At 74.0% G+C, this 17,057-nt stretch carries 13 protein-coding genes, 1 tRNA gene and 1 riboswitch; of the genes, 13 read left to right on the top strand and 1 reads right to left on the bottom strand.

Annotated elements, in window-relative coordinates:
• The first annotated feature begins 558 nt into the window (after positions 1-558).
• The 4 genes from IF28_RS0128115 (at position 559) to IF28_RS0128100 (ending at position 5,364) form a co-directional block, all read left to right on the top strand.
• Positions 559-1,929 (top strand): M16 family metallopeptidase, encoded by a 1,371-nt coding sequence (locus IF28_RS0128115; RefSeq protein ID WP_030225781.1) that lies wholly within the window; start codon positions 559-561, stop codon positions 1,927-1,929.
• On the top strand, positions 1,926-3,314 hold the full coding sequence (locus IF28_RS0128110) for a M16 family metallopeptidase (protein ID WP_030225779.1): 1,389 nt from the start codon (positions 1,926-1,928) through the stop codon (positions 3,312-3,314). Before IF28_RS0128115 ends, IF28_RS0128110 begins: the two co-directional genes overlap by 4 nt.
• 201 nt (positions 3,315-3,515) lie before the next feature.
• A riboswitch (cyclic di-AMP (ydaO/yuaA leader) is annotated at positions 3,516-3,679 on the top strand.
• Positions 3,680-3,691: 12 nt separating this feature from the next.
• Positions 3,692-4,465 carry a M23 family metallopeptidase gene (locus tag IF28_RS0128105; protein WP_030225777.1) on the top strand — a complete coding sequence of 258 codons (774 nt, stop codon included), beginning with the start codon at positions 3,692-3,694 and terminating at the stop codon, positions 4,463-4,465.
• Between the two features lie 182 nt (positions 4,466-4,647).
• Positions 4,648-5,364 carry a GntR family transcriptional regulator gene (locus IF28_RS0128100; protein ID WP_030225774.1) on the top strand — a complete coding sequence of 239 codons (717 nt, stop codon included), beginning with the start codon at positions 4,648-4,650 and terminating at the stop codon, positions 5,362-5,364.
• A 154-nt stretch (positions 5,365-5,518) separates the two neighbouring features.
• Here IF28_RS0128100 and IF28_RS0128095 read toward each other — a convergent pair whose 3' ends face one another.
• On the bottom strand, positions 5,519-5,800 hold the full coding sequence (locus tag IF28_RS0128095) for an HPr family phosphocarrier protein (RefSeq protein ID WP_014675499.1): 282 nt from the start codon (positions 5,798-5,800) through the stop codon (positions 5,519-5,521).
• A 187-nt stretch (positions 5,801-5,987) separates the two neighbouring features.
• Between IF28_RS0128095 and IF28_RS0128090 the strand changes: the two genes are divergently transcribed.
• The 9 genes from IF28_RS0128090 to IF28_RS0128050 all read left to right on the top strand — a co-directional run bounded on the left by IF28_RS0128090 (position 5,988) and on the right by IF28_RS0128050 (position 17,055).
• Positions 5,988-8,882 (top strand): bifunctional GNAT family N-acetyltransferase/acetate--CoA ligase family protein, encoded by a 2,895-nt coding sequence (locus IF28_RS0128090; RefSeq protein ID WP_030225771.1) that lies wholly within the window; start codon positions 5,988-5,990, stop codon positions 8,880-8,882.
• A 41-nt stretch (positions 8,883-8,923) separates the two neighbouring features.
• Positions 8,924-9,511 carry a DUF5998 family protein gene (locus IF28_RS0128085; protein ID WP_030225770.1) on the top strand — a complete coding sequence of 196 codons (588 nt, stop codon included), beginning with the start codon at positions 8,924-8,926 and terminating at the stop codon, positions 9,509-9,511.
• Positions 9,511-10,758: an alkaline phosphatase family protein gene (locus IF28_RS0128080; protein WP_030225769.1), complete on the top strand. Its 1,248-nt coding sequence runs from the start codon at positions 9,511-9,513 to the stop codon at positions 10,756-10,758. The genes IF28_RS0128085 and IF28_RS0128080 overlap by 1 nt, the downstream gene beginning before the upstream one ends.
• Positions 10,759-10,804: 46 nt before the next feature.
• Complete coding sequence (locus tag IF28_RS0128075) at positions 10,805-11,455, top strand: thymidine kinase (protein ID WP_030225768.1); 651 nt, start codon at positions 10,805-10,807, stop codon at positions 11,453-11,455.
• A gap of 144 nt (positions 11,456-11,599) precedes the next feature.
• A tRNA-Arg gene (locus IF28_RS0128070) sits at positions 11,600-11,675 on the top strand.
• Between the two features lie 106 nt (positions 11,676-11,781).
• Positions 11,782-12,918 carry a hypothetical protein gene (locus IF28_RS0128065; RefSeq protein WP_030225766.1) on the top strand — a complete coding sequence of 379 codons (1,137 nt, stop codon included), beginning with the start codon at positions 11,782-11,784 and terminating at the stop codon, positions 12,916-12,918.
• Positions 12,915-14,684 carry an ankyrin repeat domain-containing protein gene (locus IF28_RS0128060; protein ID WP_051713911.1) on the top strand — a complete coding sequence of 590 codons (1,770 nt, stop codon included), beginning with the start codon at positions 12,915-12,917 and terminating at the stop codon, positions 14,682-14,684. The genes IF28_RS0128065 and IF28_RS0128060 overlap by 4 nt, the downstream gene beginning before the upstream one ends.
• On the top strand, positions 14,639-15,868 hold the full coding sequence (locus IF28_RS0128055) for an AAA family ATPase (protein ID WP_051713910.1): 1,230 nt from the start codon (positions 14,639-14,641) through the stop codon (positions 15,866-15,868). The genes IF28_RS0128060 and IF28_RS0128055 overlap by 46 nt, the downstream gene beginning before the upstream one ends.
• A gap of 11 nt (positions 15,869-15,879) precedes the next feature.
• Positions 15,880-17,055 carry a DUF2201 family putative metallopeptidase gene (locus IF28_RS0128050; RefSeq protein WP_030225758.1) on the top strand — a complete coding sequence of 392 codons (1,176 nt, stop codon included), beginning with the start codon at positions 15,880-15,882 and terminating at the stop codon, positions 17,053-17,055.
• Positions 17,056-17,057: the final 2 nt, after the last annotated feature.

Here is a 17,057-nt window from a genome sequence, read left to right as displayed (position 1 = left end):
GGGGTGGATGGGGCGGGGTCGGCCGCGCGGCCCGGTGTTCACGGGGTGCCGTCGCGCCCACTCGCGGGGGCGGGCTGGGCGTGTGGCCCGGGGCGGGTGGGCCCGGGGGGTGGTTGCGCGGCCCGGCGTTTATGGGGTGCCGTCCCGCCCACGGGCGGGGAGGGCCGGGCTTGTGGCCCGGTGCGGTGGCGGGGCCGGGAGTTGGTCGCGCGGCCCGGCGCTCGCGGGGTGCCGTCGCGCCCACCCGTGCCGCCCCAGCGGCACGACTGCCCGCGGAAGCGGGGGGTTGCGGCGTGGCTGTCCGTTTTGTGCCGCCCCAGCGGCACGACTGCCCGCGGAAGCGGGAGGTTGCGGCGTGGCTGTCCGTGGGAGTGGTGGGCTGCGGCGTGGTCCGCGGAGGGTTGTGGCGTGGCTGTCGGCGGGTGGGCGGGTGGTCTCGCTCTCGGCGTAGTTCGGGGGCGGTGGGAACTTCGCCGGGGGTTGGCGCGCTTGCATACAGTGGCAGGACCGGTAGAAACGGCGGGGTCGACGACCGCCTCCGCGATCGAAGGGACGTACATGCCCATGGGTCACACGGCCACAGCCCAGGCAGGCTCCGGCGGCCTGACAGCGACCGAGCACCGCCTGGCCAACGGCCTGCGCGTGGTGCTGTCCGAGGACCACCTGACCCCGGTCGCCGCGGTGTGCCTCTGGTACGACGTGGGGTCGCGCCACGAAGTCAAGGGGCGTACGGGCCTGGCTCACCTTTTCGAGCACCTGATGTTCCAGGGCTCCGCCCAGGTGAAGGGCAACGGTCACTTCGAGCTGGTCCAGGGCGCCGGCGGCTCCCTCAACGGCACCACCAGCTTCGAGCGCACCAACTACTTCGAGACCATGCCCGCCCACCAGCTGGAGCTCGCCCTCTGGCTGGAGGCCGACCGCATGGGCTCCCTGCTGACCGCCCTGGACGACGAGTCCATGGAGAACCAGCGGGACGTCGTCAAGAACGAGCGCCGCCAGCGCTACGACAACGTGCCCTACGGCACGGCGTTCGAGAAGCTGACCGCCCTCGCCTACCCGGAGGGCCACCCGTACCACCACACGCCCATCGGCTCGATGGCGGACCTGGACGCGGCCACCCTGGAGGACGCCCGCCAGTTCTTCCGCACGTACTACGCGCCGAACAACGCGGTGCTCTCCGTGGTCGGCGACATCGACCCGGAGCAGACGCTCGCGTGGGTCGAGAAGTACTTCGGCTCCATCCCGGGCCACGACGGCAAGGCCGCCCCGCGTGACGGCGCGCTGCCGGAGGTCATGGGCGGGCAGCTGCGCGAGGTCGTGGAGGAGGAGGTCCCCGCGCGTGCGCTGATGGCCGCCTACCGGCTGCCCGAGGACGGCACGCGCGCGTGCGACGCCGTCGACCTGGCGCTCACCGTCCTCGGCGGCGGCGAGTCCTCGCGGCTCTACAACCGGCTCGTACGGCGCGACCGTACGGCCGTGGCGGCCGGCTTCGGCCTGCTGCGGCTGGCCGGGGCACCCTCCCTGGGCTGGCTGGACGTGAAGACGTCCGGCGACGTGGAGGTGCCGGTCATCGAGGCCGCCATCGACGAGGAGCTCGCCCGGTTCGCCGAACAGGGCCCCACGGCGGAGGAGATGGAGCGCGCGCAGGCGCAGTTGGAGCGCGAGTGGCTCGACCGGCTCGGCACGGTCGCGGGCCGCGCCGACGAACTGTGCCGGTACGCGGTCCTGTTCGGCGACCCGCAGCTCGCCCTGACCGCCGTACAGCGCGTCCTGGAGGTCACGGCGGAGGAGGTGCGGGAGGTCGCCAAGGCCCGTCTGCGCCCCGACAACCGCGCGGTGCTGGTCTACGAGCCCGTCACATCCGAGGCAGAGGACACCGGGGAAGCCGCCGCGGCCGGCACCGACGAGAACGAGGAGGCGGCGAAGTGACCGAGCTCGCCACGATGGACTTCCACGCGCAGCCGCAGCCGGGCGACGCCAAGCCCTGGGCCTTCCCGGCCCCCGAGCGCGGCCGCCTCGACAACGGCCTGACCGTGCTGCGCTGCCACCGTCCCGGACAGCAGGTCGTCGCCGTCGAGGTGCTCCTCGACGCGCCCCTGGAGGCCGAGCCGGCCGGTCTCGACGGTGTCGCCACGATCATGGCGCGGGCCTTCTCCGAGGGCACCGACAAGCACTCCGCCGAGGAGTTCGCCGCCGAACTGGAGCGCTGCGGCGCCACCCTGGACGCGCACGCCGACCACCCCGGCGTCCGCCTCAGCCTGGAGGTCCCGGCCTCCCGGCTCACCAAGGCACTCGGCCTGCTCGCCGACGCGCTCAGGGCACCGGCGTTCGCCGACAGCGAGGTCGAGCGGCTGGTCCGCAACCGCCTCGACGAGATCCCGCACGAGCTGGCGAACCCCTCCCGCCGCGCCGCGAAGGAGCTCTCCAAGGAGCTGTTCCCGGCGAGTGCGCGCATGTCGCGCCCGCGCCAGGGAACCGAGGAGACGGTCGAGGGCATCGACTCCGCGGCCGTACGCGCCTTCTACGAGAAGCACGTCCGCCCCGCCACGGCCACCGCCGTGGTCGTCGGCGACCTCACGGGCATCGACCTGGACGCGCTGCTCGGCGACACCCTCGGCTCCTGGACCGGCTCCACCGCCGAGCCGCGGCCCGTGCCGCCGGTGGTCGCCGACGACACCGGGCGCGTCGTGATCGTGGACCGCCCCGGCGCCGTCCAGACGCAGTTGCTGATCGGCCGGATCGGCGCCGACCGGCACGACCGGGTATGGCCCGCGCAGGTGCTCGGCACCTACTGCCTCGGCGGCACCCTCACCTCCCGCCTGGACCGCGTGCTGCGCGAGGAGAAGGGATACACCTACGGCGTCCGGTCGTTCGGACAGGTCATGCGGTCCGCCCCGGACGGCACCGGCGCGGCGATGCTGGCCATCAGCGGCTCCGTGGACACCCCGAACACCGGACCGGCCCTCGAGGACCTGTGGACGGTGCTGCGCACGCTCGCCGCCGACGGGCTGACGGACGACGAGCGTGATGTCGCCGTGCAGAACCTCGTGGGTGTGGCGCCGCTCAAGTACGAGACGGCCGCGGCCGTCGCGAGCACCCTCGCCGACCAGGTAGAGCAGCATCTGCCCGACCACTACCAGGCCGACCTGTACCGGCAGTTGGCGGCCACCGGCACGGTGGAGGCCACCGCGGCCGTCGTGAACGCCTTCCCGGTGGACCGCCTGGTGACGATCCTCGTCGGCGACGCGGCGCAGATCAAGGCGCCCGTCGAGGCCCTCGGCATCGGTGAAGTCACGGTCGTGGCCGCAGAGTAGCGAGCGGCGCGGTCGCACACGCGCGGGGGCCCTGGTGACCCGAAGGTCACCAGGGCCCCCTTTTGCCCGAATCGGCACGGAAGTTGCCCGTCTGGCCTGTGGGATGCGCTACAAAAACCGGGATCCGTTTGAGGATCGGGAGACGGCCCGCTTAGCGTCATGCGGGCTGTTCGTCGGGCAGTGCGCCGCATCCGCGGCACCGGACAGCCATCGCCGAGTCCCCCAAGGCGCGAGCCGGGGGAGCCGGGGACCCATCGCAGTCCCTGGGGTGAATCGGACGCCCGCGCGTGTCGCGAGGGGGCCCGTAGGAGACCTTCCTGCTCCGAACCCGTCAGCTAACCCGGTAGGCGAGAGGGAAGGAAAGGACCAGCCTGTACATGGCGTTCACTCGCGCCCCGGGCAAGCACCGCCGTACCCGCGGCACGCAGCGCGGCACCGTCCGCGCGGCGGGCGTCGCGGCGCTCACCGGCACCGGCGTCATCGGCTCCCTCGCGGCCCCCGCCCTGGCCGCCGAACCCGCTGCCGCACAGACAGGTCTCACGCCCGTCGTCATCCTCGGCGACGAGGTCGCCGACCGGATCGACGCCCAGGCGGCCGCCCAGCACGAGGCCGCACGCGAGGCGGCCGAGGCCGCCGCACGCAAGGCCGCCGAGGAGCAGGCCCGCGAGAAGGCCGCCAAGGCGGCAGCGGAGGCCCGCGCGGAGAAGGAGCGCGCCGCGCGGGAGGCCGAGCGCGTCCGCCTCAACACCTTCGTCTCCCCGATCCCCGGCTCGTACGTCTCGACCGGCTACAAGACCGGCGGCGCCGTCTGGTCCTCCGGCAGCCACACCGGGGTCGACTTCCACGCGGCGACCGGTACGCCCGTCCAGTCGGTCGGCATCGGCACCGTCGTCGAGGCCGGCTGGGGCGGCTCGTACGGCAACCAGGTCGTCATCAGGATGAACGACGGCACCTACACCCAGTACGGGCATCTGTCGTCCATCGGTGTCTCGGTGGGCCAGCAGGTCGCCGCCGGGCAGCAGATCGGCCTCTCCGGCGCGACCGGCAACGTCACGGGCGCGCACCTGCACTTCGAGGCCCGTACGACCGCCGAGTACGGCTCCGACCTCGACCCCGTCGCCTACCTCCGCGCGCACGGCGTCGGCCTCTGACCCGTACCGCCTCCCGATGCCCCGGCTCCCCGAGCCGGGGCATCGGTGTTTTCCGGGGAATGCCTGTCCAAAAAACAGGCATGGATTCCGGCTCTCCGTCGGAAATTCCCGCCGATTGCAATAGAGTCGCGGAACACACGTCAATCGGCGACGTTTCACGGGGATTGAGCCGGAGGTCCGTCATGCGTATTCCCGCGCACTCGGTGTGCACGGCGATCCGCGACGACATCGTCGCGGGTGTCCACGAGCGCGGGGCCCGGCTCACCGAGGAGGTCCTCGCCCGCCGGTACGGCGTCTCGCGTGTCCCCGTCCGGGAGGCGCTGCGCACGCTGGAGGCCGAGGGGTTCGTGGTGACCCGGCGGCACGCGGGCGCGTGCGTCGCGGAACCCGGAGCGCAGGAGGCCGCCGATCTGCTGGAGATGCGGATGCTCCTCGAACCGCTCGGTGCCGCCCGCGCGGCCCAGCGCCGGACCGACGCCCATCTGAAGGTGCTGCGCGGCCTGGTCCGGCTGGGGCAGGAGCGCGCCCGCCAGGGCAACAGCGACGACCTGCGCTCCCTGAGCGGCTGGTTCCACGAGACGCTCGCCCAGGCCACCGGCAGCCCGGCCCTGACCTCGACCCTGACCCAGCTGCGGCACAAGATCGCCTGGATGTACGCCGCCGAGGGCCCACCGGACCCGGTCGAGTACTGGGCGGAGCACGGCGCGATCGTGGACGCCGTGGCGCGCGGCGACGGCGACCGCGCGCGGGCCGTCACCGCGCTGCACACCGAGCGGGCGAACGCCGGACACCGGCTGCGTCCCGGCCCCGGCCTCGGCGCCGGCCCCGACCGGGCCGGCCGCACGGAGCGTGTGAGGAACCCGCAACATCCCGTAAACATGCCGAGTCTCCGGAATTAACACGGCTGCCGTATACAAAGAGGAAGTTATTCGCGGGGCTTATTCGGGCTGCCCGGAAATGAGAATGCAAAAGGCCCGCCCGATGGTCGGGGCGGGCCTTTCGATATCGTGGGCGCGTGTCCGGTAAAAGAACGTTCCCGCGCCGACGCGTCGCTCAGACGGTCTCGGGGAGTTCCTCGAGGCCCTCGGAGACCAGCTTCGCCAGACGGTCCAGGGCGGCGTCGGCGCCCTCGGCGTCGGAGGCGAGGACGATCTCCTCGCCGCCCTGGGCGCCCAGGCCCAGGACGGCCAGCATGGAGGCCGCGTTGACGGGGTTGCCCCCGGCCTTGGCGATCGTCACCGGGACGCCTGCGGCCGTGGCGGCTCGGACGAAGATGGAGGCGGGGCGGGCGTGGAGACCCTCGGCCCAGCCGACGTTGACGCGGCGCTCAGCCATGTGTTGCTGCCCTTCGGTGTTCAGGGTTGTCTAGACCAGTTTCCCACATCGTGAAGCGTGCCCGGGGCGGGGCCGGAGCGGCATCGCTCCCGCTCCGGATGACAGCCGGACCGCGGCCTCGGTCCGGCTGGCGTCCTCCACAGACTGCCTCGCGCCGTTGTCGTACGCGAGCCGTACTCTGGGCCCCATGCAGACCTCGTCGGACCGGCATGAGTACCCCGCCCACTGGGAGGCCGACGTGGTGCTGCGCGACGGCGGCACCGCGCGCATCCGCCCCATCACCGTCGATGACGCCGAGCGCCTGGTCAGCTTCTACGAGCAGGTGTCGGACGAGTCGAAGTACTACCGCTTCTTCGCGCCCTACCCACGTCTGTCCGCCAAGGACGTCCACCGCTTCACGCACCACGACTTCGTGGACCGGGTGGGACTCGCGGCCACCATCGGCGGCGAGTTCATCGCCACCGTACGCTACGACCGGATCGGTGCCGACGGGGCTCCCGCGTCCGCGCCCGCCGACGAGGCCGAGGTCGCCTTCCTGGTGCAGGACGCCCACCAGGGCCGCGGTGTCGCCTCCGCCCTGCTCGAGCACATCGGCGCCGTCGCGCGCGAGCGGGGCATCCGCCGGTTCGCGGCCGAGGTGCTGCCCGCCAACAACAAGATGATCAAGGTGTTCACCGACGCCGGCTACACCCAGAAGCGCAGCTTCGAGGACGGCGTGGTCCGCCTGGAGTTCGGCCTCGAACCCACCGACCGCTCCGTGGCCGTGCAGCGCGCGCGGGAACAGCGCGCCGAGGCGCGCTCGGTGCAGCGGCTGCTCGCCCCCGGCTCGGTCGCCGTCGTCGGCGCCGGCCGCACCCCCGGCGGCGTGGGCCGCAGCGTCCTCGACAACCTGCGGGACACCGGGTTCACCGGCCGGCTCCACGCCGTGAACCGCGCGCTGGGCGAGGGGGAGAAGGAGCTCGGCGGGGTGGCCGCGTACCGCTCGGTGCGGGACATCGACGGGCCGGTCGACCTCGCGGTCGTCGCGGTGCCCGCCGAGCAGGTCCCCGAGATCGTCACCGAGTGCGGTGAGCACGGTGTGCAGGGGCTCGTCGTCGTCTCCGCCGGCTACGCCGAGTCAGGCCCCGAGGGCCGCGAACGCCAGCGTGCCCTCGTACGGCAGGCCCGCTCGTACGGAATGCGGATCATCGGACCGAACGCGTTCGGCGTCATCAACACCTCCCCGGACATACGCCTGAACGCCTCGCTCGCCCCGGAGATGCCCCGCCCCGGCCGGATCGGGCTGTTCGCCCAGTCCGGCGCCATCGGCGTCGCCCTGCTGTCCCGGCTGCACCGGCGCGGCGGCGGCGTCACCGGCGTGACCGGTGTGTCCACCTTCGTCTCCTCCGGCAACCGGGCCGACGTCTCCGGCAACGACGTCCTGCAGTACTGGTACGAGGACCCCGACACGGACGTCGCCCTGATGTACCTGGAGTCCATCGGCAACCCCCGCAAGTTCACCCGCCTCGCCCGCCGGACCGCGGCGGCGAAGCCGCTGGTCGTGGTCCAGGGCGCACGCCATGGGGCGGGGCCCAGCGGGCATGCCGTACGGGCGACCCGGCTGCCGCACGCCACCGTGTCCGCGCTGCTGCGGCAGGCGGGCGTGATCCGCGTGGACACGATCACCGAACTCGTCGACGCGGGCCTGCTGCTCGCCCGCCAGCCCCTGCCGGCCGGACCCCGGGTGGCGATCCTCGGCAACTCCGAGTCCCTGGGCCTGCTCACCTACGACGCCTGCCTCGCCGAGGGGCTGCGTCCGCACCGCCCGCTGGACCTCACCACCGCCGCCTCCGCCGCGGACTTCCACGCGGCGCTCGCGCGCGCGCTCGCCGACGACACGAGCGACGCGGTCGTCGTGACCGCGATCCCGGCGGTGGGGGAGACCTCGGTCGGCGACGCGGCCCTGGCCGAGGCCCTGCGCTCGGCCGCCGCCGCGACCCCGTCCAAGCCCGTCCTCGTGGTCCACGTGGAACTCGGCGGCCTCGCGGAGGCGCTGTCGGCGGCGACGAGTACGGCACCGCAGGCCGTGCCACCGGCGGCCCCGGCGCCACGGTCCGAGCCGGGCCCCGCTTCCGTGACGGCACCGCGATCCCGGACGGGCCCCGCTTCCGCGCCCGCCCCGGCGCCGCAGCCCCGGACGAATCCCACCGCCCCGACGCCCCAGCCACCCCCCGAGGGTGCTCACCTCATCCCCGCCTACCCCGCCGCCGAGCGTGCCGTACGCGCCCTCGCGCAGGCCGTCGCGTACGGGCAGTGGCGGCGCGAGGCCGCCGACCCCGGCAAGGTGCCGGAGTACGAGAACATCGACGAGCGGGGCGCCGCCGCCCTCATCGACGGGCTGCTCTCGCGCGGGCAGGGCCTCACCCTGGGCACCGACGAGACCTGCGACCTGCTCGGCGCCTACGGCGTCGAGGTCCACCGCGCCCTTCCCGCCCCCGGCCCCGACGCCGCCGTCGACGCCGCGCGCACCCTCGGCTACCCCGTGGCCCTCAAGGCGACCGCACCGCATCTGCGGCACCGCGCCGACCTGGGCGGCGTCCGCCTGGACCTCGCCGACGAGGAACAACTGCGGCGGGCGTACGCCGAGTTGACGGAGCTGTTCGGCGAACCGGAGGAGCTGCGCCCGGTGGTGCAGCGGATGGCCCCGCGCGGGGTCGACACCGTCGTACGCGCGGTCATCGACCCCGCCGCCGGAGCCGTGCTGTCCTTCGGTCTCGCCGGGGCCGTCTCCCAGCTGCTCGGCGACATGGCGCACCGGCTGATTCCGGTCACCGACCGGGACGCGGCCTCCCTGGTGCGATCGATCCGGACGGCCCCGCTCCTGTTCGGCTGGCGCGGTTCCGCACCGGTCGACACCCCCGCGCTCGAGGAGCTGATGGTGCGGCTCTCGCGGCTGGTCGACGATCACCCCGAGGTGGTCGCGGTCACCCTGGAACCGGTGGTCGTCGCCCCGCGCGGGGTGAGCGTCCTGGGCGCCTCCGTACGCCTGGCCCCGCCGCCCGCGCGGGACGACCTCGGCCCGCGCACGCTCCCCGCGTACTGAGCGGTGCCGGGCAGCCGGTGGTCCCCCGTAGGATGGGCGTCATGGCCAAGACCAGTACGACGACCCAGGGGCTGCGGGCGGCGATCGAACGCAGCGGCTACTACCCGGCTCTCGTGGCCGAGGCGGTGGAGGCCGCCGTGGGCGGCGAGCCCGTCCGGTCGTACCTGGTCCACCAGGAGACGACGTTCGACCAGAACGAGGTACGGCGGCATGTCACCGTGCTCGTCCTCACCGACAACCGCTTCATCGTCAGCCACACCGACGAGCAGGCCGCGGACACCACCTCCCCGACGCCGTACGCCACCACGTCCACGGAGTCGGTCAAGCTCGGCCGGATCTCGTCGATCGTGGTCAGCCGCGTGGTCGCCAACCCGGAGTCGTACAAGCCGGGCACGCTGCCGCGCGAGATCGTGCTCACCATCGGCTGGGGCGCCGTGGCCCGCATCGACCTGGAACCGGCCGCCTGCGGCGACCCCAACTGCGAGGCCGACCACGGCTACACGGGCAGCTCGACGGCCGATGACCTGAGCCTGCGCGTCAGCGAGGCCGGCGACGGCCCGGAGACGGTACGCCAGGCCCTCACGTTCGCCCAGGCCCTCTCCGAGGCGACCGCGGACACCGCCCGCTGATGGCCCACCCGTCTCCCCCCGCCGCCCATGATCGAGGGCGCTCCGCGCCCGCCCCTCTCGACTCCGCGGTCTGGGACACCCACCCGGAACCCCTCCCCCTCTCCTCCGCCCCCCTGCCCGCCTACGGCACCGGCTCGCTCGCCGACCTGCTGCCCACGCTGGCCGCGGGGCTGGGTGTCCCCGGTACCACCGCCGCGATCCCCGAGCTGACCCCCGCCGACCGGAACTGCGTGTTCCTGATCGACGGGCTGGGCTGGGAGCAGCTGAGGGCGCACCCCGACGAAGCCCCCTTCATGACGTCCCTGCTCGCCGCCTCGCGCGGCGGCACCGGCCGCCCGATCACCACCGGATACCCGGCGACGACCGCCACCTCCCTCGCCTCCGTCGGCACCGGCCTGCCGCCGGGGGCGCACGGCCTGCCCGGCTACACCGTGCGCGATCCCGGCACCGGCGCGCTGATGAACCAGCTGCGCTGGCAGCCCTGGACCCCGCCCGGCGCCTGGCAGCCGTACCCCACCGTCTTCGAGCTGGCCCACCGCGCGGGTGTGCACGCGGCCCAGGTCTCCTCGCCGACCTTCGCGAACACCCCCCTGACCAAGGTCGCGCTCAGCGGGGGCAGCTTCCACGGGCGGCTGTCCGGCGAGGAGCGCATGGACGTCGCCGCCGAGCAGCTGGCCGCCGCCGACCGCTCACTGGTCTACACGTACTACGCCGAGGTCGACGGCGCCGGCCACCGCTTCGGCGTGGACTCCGACACCTGGCGCGGCCAGCTCATGTACGTCGACCGCCTGGTCCAGCGCCTGGCCGAACAGCTGCCGCCGCGCAGCGCGCTGTACGTCACCGCCGACCACGGCATGGTCGACATCCCCTTCGACGAGCAGCACCGCATCGACTTCGACGAGGACTGGGAGCTGAAGGCGGGCGTCGCCCTCCTCGGCGGCGAGGGCCGTGCCCGGCACGTCTACGCCGTACCGGGTGCCGCCGGTGACGTACTGACCTGCTGGCGCGAGGTGCTCGGCGAGCAGTTCTGGGTGGCCTCGCGCGACGAGGCGATCGAGGCGGGCTGGTTCGGGCCGTCCGTCGACGAGCGCGTCCACCAGCGCCTCGGCGACGTGATCGCCGCCGCGCGGGACGACGTCCTGCTGATCGCCTCCGAGCGGGAGCCCAGGGAGTCGGCCATGGTCGGCAACCACGGTTCGCTGACACCCGCCGAGCAGCTCGTCCCGCTGCTCGAAGTACGCTCCTGACTCCCCGCCCGCCCCGACCCCGTTGCCGAAAGGTGCCCGACCTCCCATGCCCGAGCTGGTGTTCTTCTCCGGAACGATGGACTGCGGGAAGTCGACACTGGCTCTGCAGATAGAGCACAACCGTTCCGCGCGGGGCCTGGTCGGCATGATCTTCACCCGTAACGACCGGGCCGGCGAGGGCAAGCTGTCCTCCCGCCTCGGCCTGGTCACGGACGCGGTCGAGGTCGGCGACGGCGCGGATCTGTACGCGCACCTCGTCGACCACCTCTCCCAGGGCCGGCGCGCGGACTATGTCATCGCCGACGAGGCGCAGTTCCTGGCGCCGGAGCAGATCGACCAGCTCGCGCGCGTGGTCGACGACCTGGAACTCGACGTCTACGCCTTCGGCATCACCACCGACTTCCGCTCCAAGCTGTTCCCCGGCTCCCAGCGCCTGGTGGAGCTGGCCGACCGGGTCGAGGTGCTCCAGGTCGAGGCCCTGTGCTGGTGCGGCGCGCGTGCCACGCACAACGCCCGCACGGTCGGCGGTGTCATGGTCGTCGAGGGCGCCCAGGTCGTCGTCGGCGATGTCACCGGCGCCGCGGACGAGGTCGGCTACGAGGTGCTGTGCCGGCGTCACCACCGCCGCCGCATGACGGCCGCGACGTCGGGCGCGGGGGCGCTGTCACCGGACGTGCTGCCGGTCTCGTCCGGCTGACGGACCACCGACCGCGCGGGGGACCGCCGACCGCACGGAGAGCGCCGGCCGCGCGGGGACCACCGACCGCGCGGGGCCGCGCGCAAGAATTCATTCAAACAAGTGATCGACACAGCGGCCGATCCCGCTATGATCATTCATGGCGAGGCTGTAGCGCAGAGGTCGTCGCGCCCTAGCATCGAGCTGGAGGACGTCGGTTCGAATCCGACCAGCCTTGCCACCCTTGTCGTGGAGGAACGTCGATTGGCGTCGGTCCGTCCTGGGCGGGCGGAGGGCGGTGCCGCCCTCGGCGGGCCGGGCACCGGCGATGGACCGGTGGAGTGGTGATGACGCAGCCGACACCCGTGCGCTGCCCGGCGATCGAGCACCCGGACATCCCGATCAGTGATCCTTCCGGGCTCGACCCGCTGGTGGCCCGGCTGAGGTCGCCGCGGGCGGTGGAGACCGACGAGACGTTCCCGCTCGGCACCGTCCGCGCGGACGGCCGCGTCGACCTGTGCAAGCAGGGGCTCGGCACAGCCGGCGCCGCCCGGCTGATGCCCGTCGCCGCCGCCTCACCGCACGCCCGGCACGTGCTCCTCGGCACCAACGCCATCGGAGACGAAGGCGCGTCCACGGTCGCCCGGGCACTCGCCGACGGCCATGGACTGCACACGCTCTACCTCGGCTGCAACCGCATCGGCCCGGACGGCGTCGGCGCGCTCGCCGACGCCCTGTCGGCGGACGACACCGTCCGTGCCCTGTGGCTCAAGCGCAACCCGGTCGGCGACGACGGTGCCTCGGCGCTCGCCGCGATGCTCCGCCGCAACACCGCGCTGCGCACCCTCGACCTGGTCAACACCGGTGTCACCACCGACGGTCTGCGCGCCCTGCTCGACGCCCTCACCGGCCGCCCGCGCCCCGTGGAACGCCTGTTCCTCGGGGGGAACGGCCTGACCCCCGAGGCCGCCGGTCTGCTGGCGGCGCTGATCCGGGACGCCGGCGTACGCGAGCTGTACCTGCCCGCCAACCACCTGGGCGACGAGGGCGCCGCCGTCCTCGCGGCAGCCGCCGCCGACGCCGGAGGTCCGGTACGACTGGGCCTGGGCGGCAACGGGATCGGCCCCGCCGGGGCGCGCGCCCTCGCCGACGCCCTGGGCGCCATCGAGATGCTCGACCTGGGCCGGCCGATGTCGGAGCGCAGCCTCGGCGCCCCCGCCAACGCCACCGGCGACGAAGGCGCCCACGCCCTGGCCGCCGCCCTCCCCGGCAGCCCGCTGCGCCGGCTGGAGCTGTGCCACACCGGGCTCACCGGGCGGGGCGCGAAGTCCCTGCTGGCGGCGGTGCCGGACGGCTCACCGCTGGAGTACGTCGGTCTGGGGCCGGGACTGCCCCGGAAGGTGAAGCGGTCCTTCACGCAGCGCCTGCGGCCCATGGCCGGGTCCCACCCCGACCTGCGCGCGATAGGAAGTGTCTACCGTTGAGCGGCCGCCCCGATTCCCCCTGCTTCTCCCCGGAGGAGGCGGCGAGTTGGCGGAGGATCCGCCGTTACGCCGTCCCCCGCACGATGATCGGGAGCGCGACGGAACGCCGTACGGCCGGAGACTGGCGCGGAGCGTGCGCGGCGGCCGGCGTGGACGTCGACATCGACCTGCCGGAGGTCGCCGAGCACTGCGGCGACGACATAGCCGACGCGCTGGAGGAGGACCTGCGCCACCTGGTCCCGGACCTGGTGCGCTGGCACCTGCCCCGGATTCTGGGCGGACGGACCACCCTCGACACCGGCCGGACCGTCGTCCTCGCCCGCTACCGGCCGGTGCGGGAGGGCGAAGGCCCCCGGGCCGCGCCGTATCTGCACCTGGTCACGCCCGCCATGATGGAGGGCCCGCAGCGGATCACCCTGCGCTTCGGCACCGTCGCGGACGAGGAGAGCGCGGGTGTCTTCGGCGGTGGAACCGAGGACTGGCGGTACGCCCGGCACCTGTGGGACGCGCGCCGCACCGCCGAACTGCGGGAGCGTGGCGGCGGCACCGACCGGCCTCCCTTCCTCCACGCCGACGGCCGCCCACGCCGTACGGACGAACTGCCCACCGCGGACCCCGGCCCCGGCGACGCGGCCGCCCGCGCCGAGTGGGTCACCCTGCTGCACCGGAAGGGCGAGATCGAGGCGGCCTTCGCCGCCGCCGGGATCGAGCTCGACCTGACATCCCCGGCCGGCCCCGGCTGGTACCGGGGCGACCCGTCGGTACTGCTCGGCCGTCTCGCCCTCGACCACACCCGCCTGGAGCGGGAGGTCCGCCGGCTGACGGACGAGGGCGTCGGTGACCGTTACCTCGTCATGGGTGACTGGCACACCCGCTTCCTGCTGGAACCGGCGGCCACCGCCGGCCGCACCGGGCTGCGGATGAGGGCCGTGGGCCGCGAGGAGACCAAGGGGGTGCCGTTCCTGGCCGAAGCGCTCTGGCGCAGGCTCCCCGACCTCGACCTCATGCGCGTCGGCGGCATCGAGCCGGAGCACCTGCATCCGCTGGTGAGCGAGGCGTTGTTCCCCGCCCTGCGGGGTGCCGCGGGCCCGCCGGGCCCCACCGACCCCGCACCCGTCCGGGTGCGCTGCCGCGGTGAGTGGCACGAGGTGGGATTCCGCGCGGGCGGTCTGCTCCGTATGCCGCACAGCGACGAGGAGCAGCAGCGCGAGCGGGCCCTGCGCGCGTTCGGCGGCGCCGTCGCCGGATGCTTTGCCGTCGAACAGACCTGGGCGTCGGGCAGCGGCCGGCTGCCCAAGGCGCTGCGCGCCCAGCGCCGGGACCTGTTCCTGCGCGCCCAGCACGGTGACACCCACGGCGTGCTCCACCTCCTGGACGCCGGCATGGACCCCCGCGTGCGCGACGCCACCGGACGCTCGCTGCTCCACGTACTGCATCTCCTCGACCACGAACCGCTCCTGCCGCGGCTGCTCGCGGCGGGGCTCGATCTGGAGGCCAGGGACCAGCGGGACCGTACTCCGCTCTTCGTCGCGGTCAACGACGGCGGTTCCAGGGCACTCGTGGAGGCGTTCCTCGCCGCCGGTGCCCGGATCGACGTGGCGGACGAGTCCGAGCTGTCGCTGGCCCAGACCGTACGCCGGTACAAGCGCGCCGACCTGTCCTTCCTCCGGGACCGCGTACGGGAGGAGCATCCCGGTGCCGGCGCCGACTGGTGGGACGAATGGATGGAACAGCGCGCGGCGGACGAAGAGGACATACCGTTTTGAACACCACACCTGCCCCCCTCGCCGCCGCCGACGACCTCGTCGGCCGACTGCGCGCGCACCGCACGGAGCCGGCCGCCAACCCGCAACTGGAGGCCCTGGCCCTGGCGGTGACGGCGAATCAGCCCGTCCTGCTGTGGGGCGAACCGGGCATCGGCAAGTCCGCCGGACTGGAACAGCTCGCCGCCGGGCTCGGCCTGCCGCTGGAGACGGTCATCGCCAGCGTGCACGAGCCGTCGGACTTCGCCGGACTGCCGATCGTCGGCGACGACCCGGCCACCACCGGAGTACCGATGGCCCCGCCCGACTGGGCGGTCCGCCTCACCCGCGCGGGACAGGGCCTGCTCTTCTTCGACGAACTGTCCTCCGCGCCCCCGGCCGTACAGGCGGCGCTGCTGCGGGTCGTCCTCGAACGCCGGGTCGGCAGCCTCGTCCTGCCCGACGCGGTGCGCATCGTCGCCGCCGCCAACCCGCCGTCGAGCGCCGCGGACGGCTGGCATCTCAGCCCGCCGCTCGCCAACCGCTTCGTCCACCTCGACTGGACCCACGACCCGGCCACGGTCGCCCGCGGCATGGCCGGCACCTGGCCGGAGGTGGCCGTGTTGGCGGTCGATCCGGCCAGGGTGCCCGGTGCCGTCGCGCGGGCACGCGGAGCCGTGTCGGGTTTCCTCACGGCCCGGCCGGGCCTGGTCCACCACATCCCCGCCGACGCCGAGAGCCGGGGCCGCTCCTGGCCCTCCCCGCGCACCTGGGAGATGGCGCTGCGGCTGCTGGCCACCGGGTACGCGACCGGGGCGGGGCGTGAGGCCACGGCCGCCGCGCTGACCGGTGCCGTCGGGGACGGCGCGGGCATCGAACTGCTGTCGTACCTCGAACACCTCGATCTGCCCGACCCCGAGCGGGTCCTCGCCGACCCGGAGGCGTTCGCCCTGCCCGAGCGCGGCGACCGCCAACTCGCCTTCCTCATCGCGGTCGTCGCCGCCATCCAGAGCGATCCCACCCGGCCCCGCTGGGAGGCCGGCTGGGTGGTCCTGGCCAAGGCCGTGGACGCGGGCGTTCCGGACGTGGCCGCCCGGGCCGCCACCGACCTCGCGGCGATGCGCCGGCTCGACTGGCCCGTACCCCCGGGCATCGACGGGTTCCTGGACCTGCTGCAGCTGTCCGGGGCCCTGCCCGGCGGGCACTGAGACCCACGAACATGACGGACCCCCGCGGCCGCCTCGACACGACCAAACTGCTCGCCGCCCGCTACCGCGCGGCCAACGACCGCCCCTACCTGGCCTCCGCCCTGTACGCCCTCACCGTCGTGCCGAGCCCCGACGTGCCGACGATGGGCGTGGACCGCCACTGGCGCTGCTACGTGTCACCCGCCTTCGTCGACGCGACCCCCGTCGAGGAACTCGCGGGCGTCTGGATCCACGAGGTGGCTCACCTGCTGCGCGACCACCACGGCCGTGCCGGCCGGCTCCCCGCCGCCGACCAGCGCGACCGGTACCGCGTCAACGTCGCCCAGGACTGCGAGATCAACGACGACCTCCTCACCGACGGCCTGCGCCTGCCCGCCGGACGCGTCGAGCCCCGCCTCTACGGCCTGCCCGAAGGCCGGTTGTTCGAGACGTACCTGCCCCAACTGCCCCCGCACGTACGAGAGCACGACTGCGGCTCGGGTGCCCACGGCCGTCCCGCGCCCTGGGACCTCCCCGGAACCGCCGCCCTCGGTGACGTCGAGGCCCAGGCACTGCGTCGGCACACCGCCGAGGCCATGCGCGCCCACCAACGCTCCCGAGGCACCCTGCCCGCGGGCTGGCAGCGCTGGGCCGAGGAACTCCTGGAACCCACCGTCGACTGGCGGCAGGCACTGTCCGGCGCGGTCCGGGAAGCCGCCGCATGGGCGGCGGGCGCCATCGACTACACCTACCGCCGCCCCTCGCGCCGCACCCCGGCGCTGCGTGGCGTCGTCCTCCCCAGCCTGCGCCGCCCGCTGCCCCGGGTGGCCGTCGTCGTCGACACCTCGGGCTCGATGGGAGACGACGAACTCGCCGCCGCGCTCGGGGAGGTGACGGGCGTGCTGCGCGAGGTAGGCGTACGGGGCAACCGCGTCACCGTCCTCGCCTGCGACGCCGACGTGCACGCCGTGTCCCGGGTGACGGCCACCGACCAGATCACCCTCGGCGGCGGGGGCGGCACGGACATGCGCGTCGGCATCGAAGCGGCCCTCGCGGCCCGCGACCGCCCGTCCATCGTCATCGTCCTCACCGACGGCTTCACCCCCTGGCCCGCCGAAACCCCGTCCTGCCGCCTGATCGCGGCCCTGATCGGCGAGGGTGCGCCGCAGCCCCCGGGCTGGGTGGAGACGGTACGGGTCCCCGCCTGACG

Origin of the sequence: Streptomyces sp. NRRL WC-3626, from assembly GCF_000718785.1 — a bacterium.
Classification (GTDB): Bacteria; Actinomycetota; Actinomycetes; order Streptomycetales; family Streptomycetaceae; genus Streptomyces; species Streptomyces edwardsiae.
The sequence above is the reverse complement of the archived record's forward strand: the minus strand, read 5'-3'. Positions and strand labels throughout refer to the sequence as shown.

Excerpts from the sequence above, each read along its gene's own strand:
- IF28_RS0128100 (WP_030225774.1), top strand. The coding sequence starts at position 4,648 with ATGCGTATTCCCGCGCACTCGGTGTGCACGGCGATCCGCGACGACATC.
- IF28_RS0128065 (WP_030225766.1), top strand. The coding sequence starts at position 11,782 with ATGACGCAGCCGACACCCGTGCGCTGCCCGGCGATCGAGCACCCGGAC.
- IF28_RS0128050 (WP_030225758.1), top strand. The coding sequence starts at position 15,880 with ATGACGGACCCCCGCGGCCGCCTCGACACGACCAAACTGCTCGCCGCC.
- IF28_RS0128095 (WP_014675499.1), bottom strand. The coding sequence starts at position 5,800 with ATGGCTGAGCGCCGCGTCAACGTCGGCTGGGCCGAGGGTCTCCACGCC.
- IF28_RS0128090 (WP_030225771.1), top strand. The coding sequence starts at position 5,988 with ATGCAGACCTCGTCGGACCGGCATGAGTACCCCGCCCACTGGGAGGCC.
- IF28_RS0128085 (WP_030225770.1), top strand. The coding sequence starts at position 8,924 with ATGGCCAAGACCAGTACGACGACCCAGGGGCTGCGGGCGGCGATCGAA.
- IF28_RS0128075 (WP_030225768.1), top strand. The coding sequence starts at position 10,805 with ATGCCCGAGCTGGTGTTCTTCTCCGGAACGATGGACTGCGGGAAGTCG.
- IF28_RS0128080 (WP_030225769.1), top strand. The coding sequence starts at position 9,511 with ATGGCCCACCCGTCTCCCCCCGCCGCCCATGATCGAGGGCGCTCCGCG.
- IF28_RS0128055 (WP_051713910.1), top strand. The coding sequence starts at position 14,639 with ATGGATGGAACAGCGCGCGGCGGACGAAGAGGACATACCGTTTTGAAC.
- IF28_RS0128115 (WP_030225781.1), top strand. The coding sequence starts at position 559 with ATGCCCATGGGTCACACGGCCACAGCCCAGGCAGGCTCCGGCGGCCTG.
- IF28_RS0128105 (WP_030225777.1), top strand. The coding sequence starts at position 3,692 with ATGGCGTTCACTCGCGCCCCGGGCAAGCACCGCCGTACCCGCGGCACG.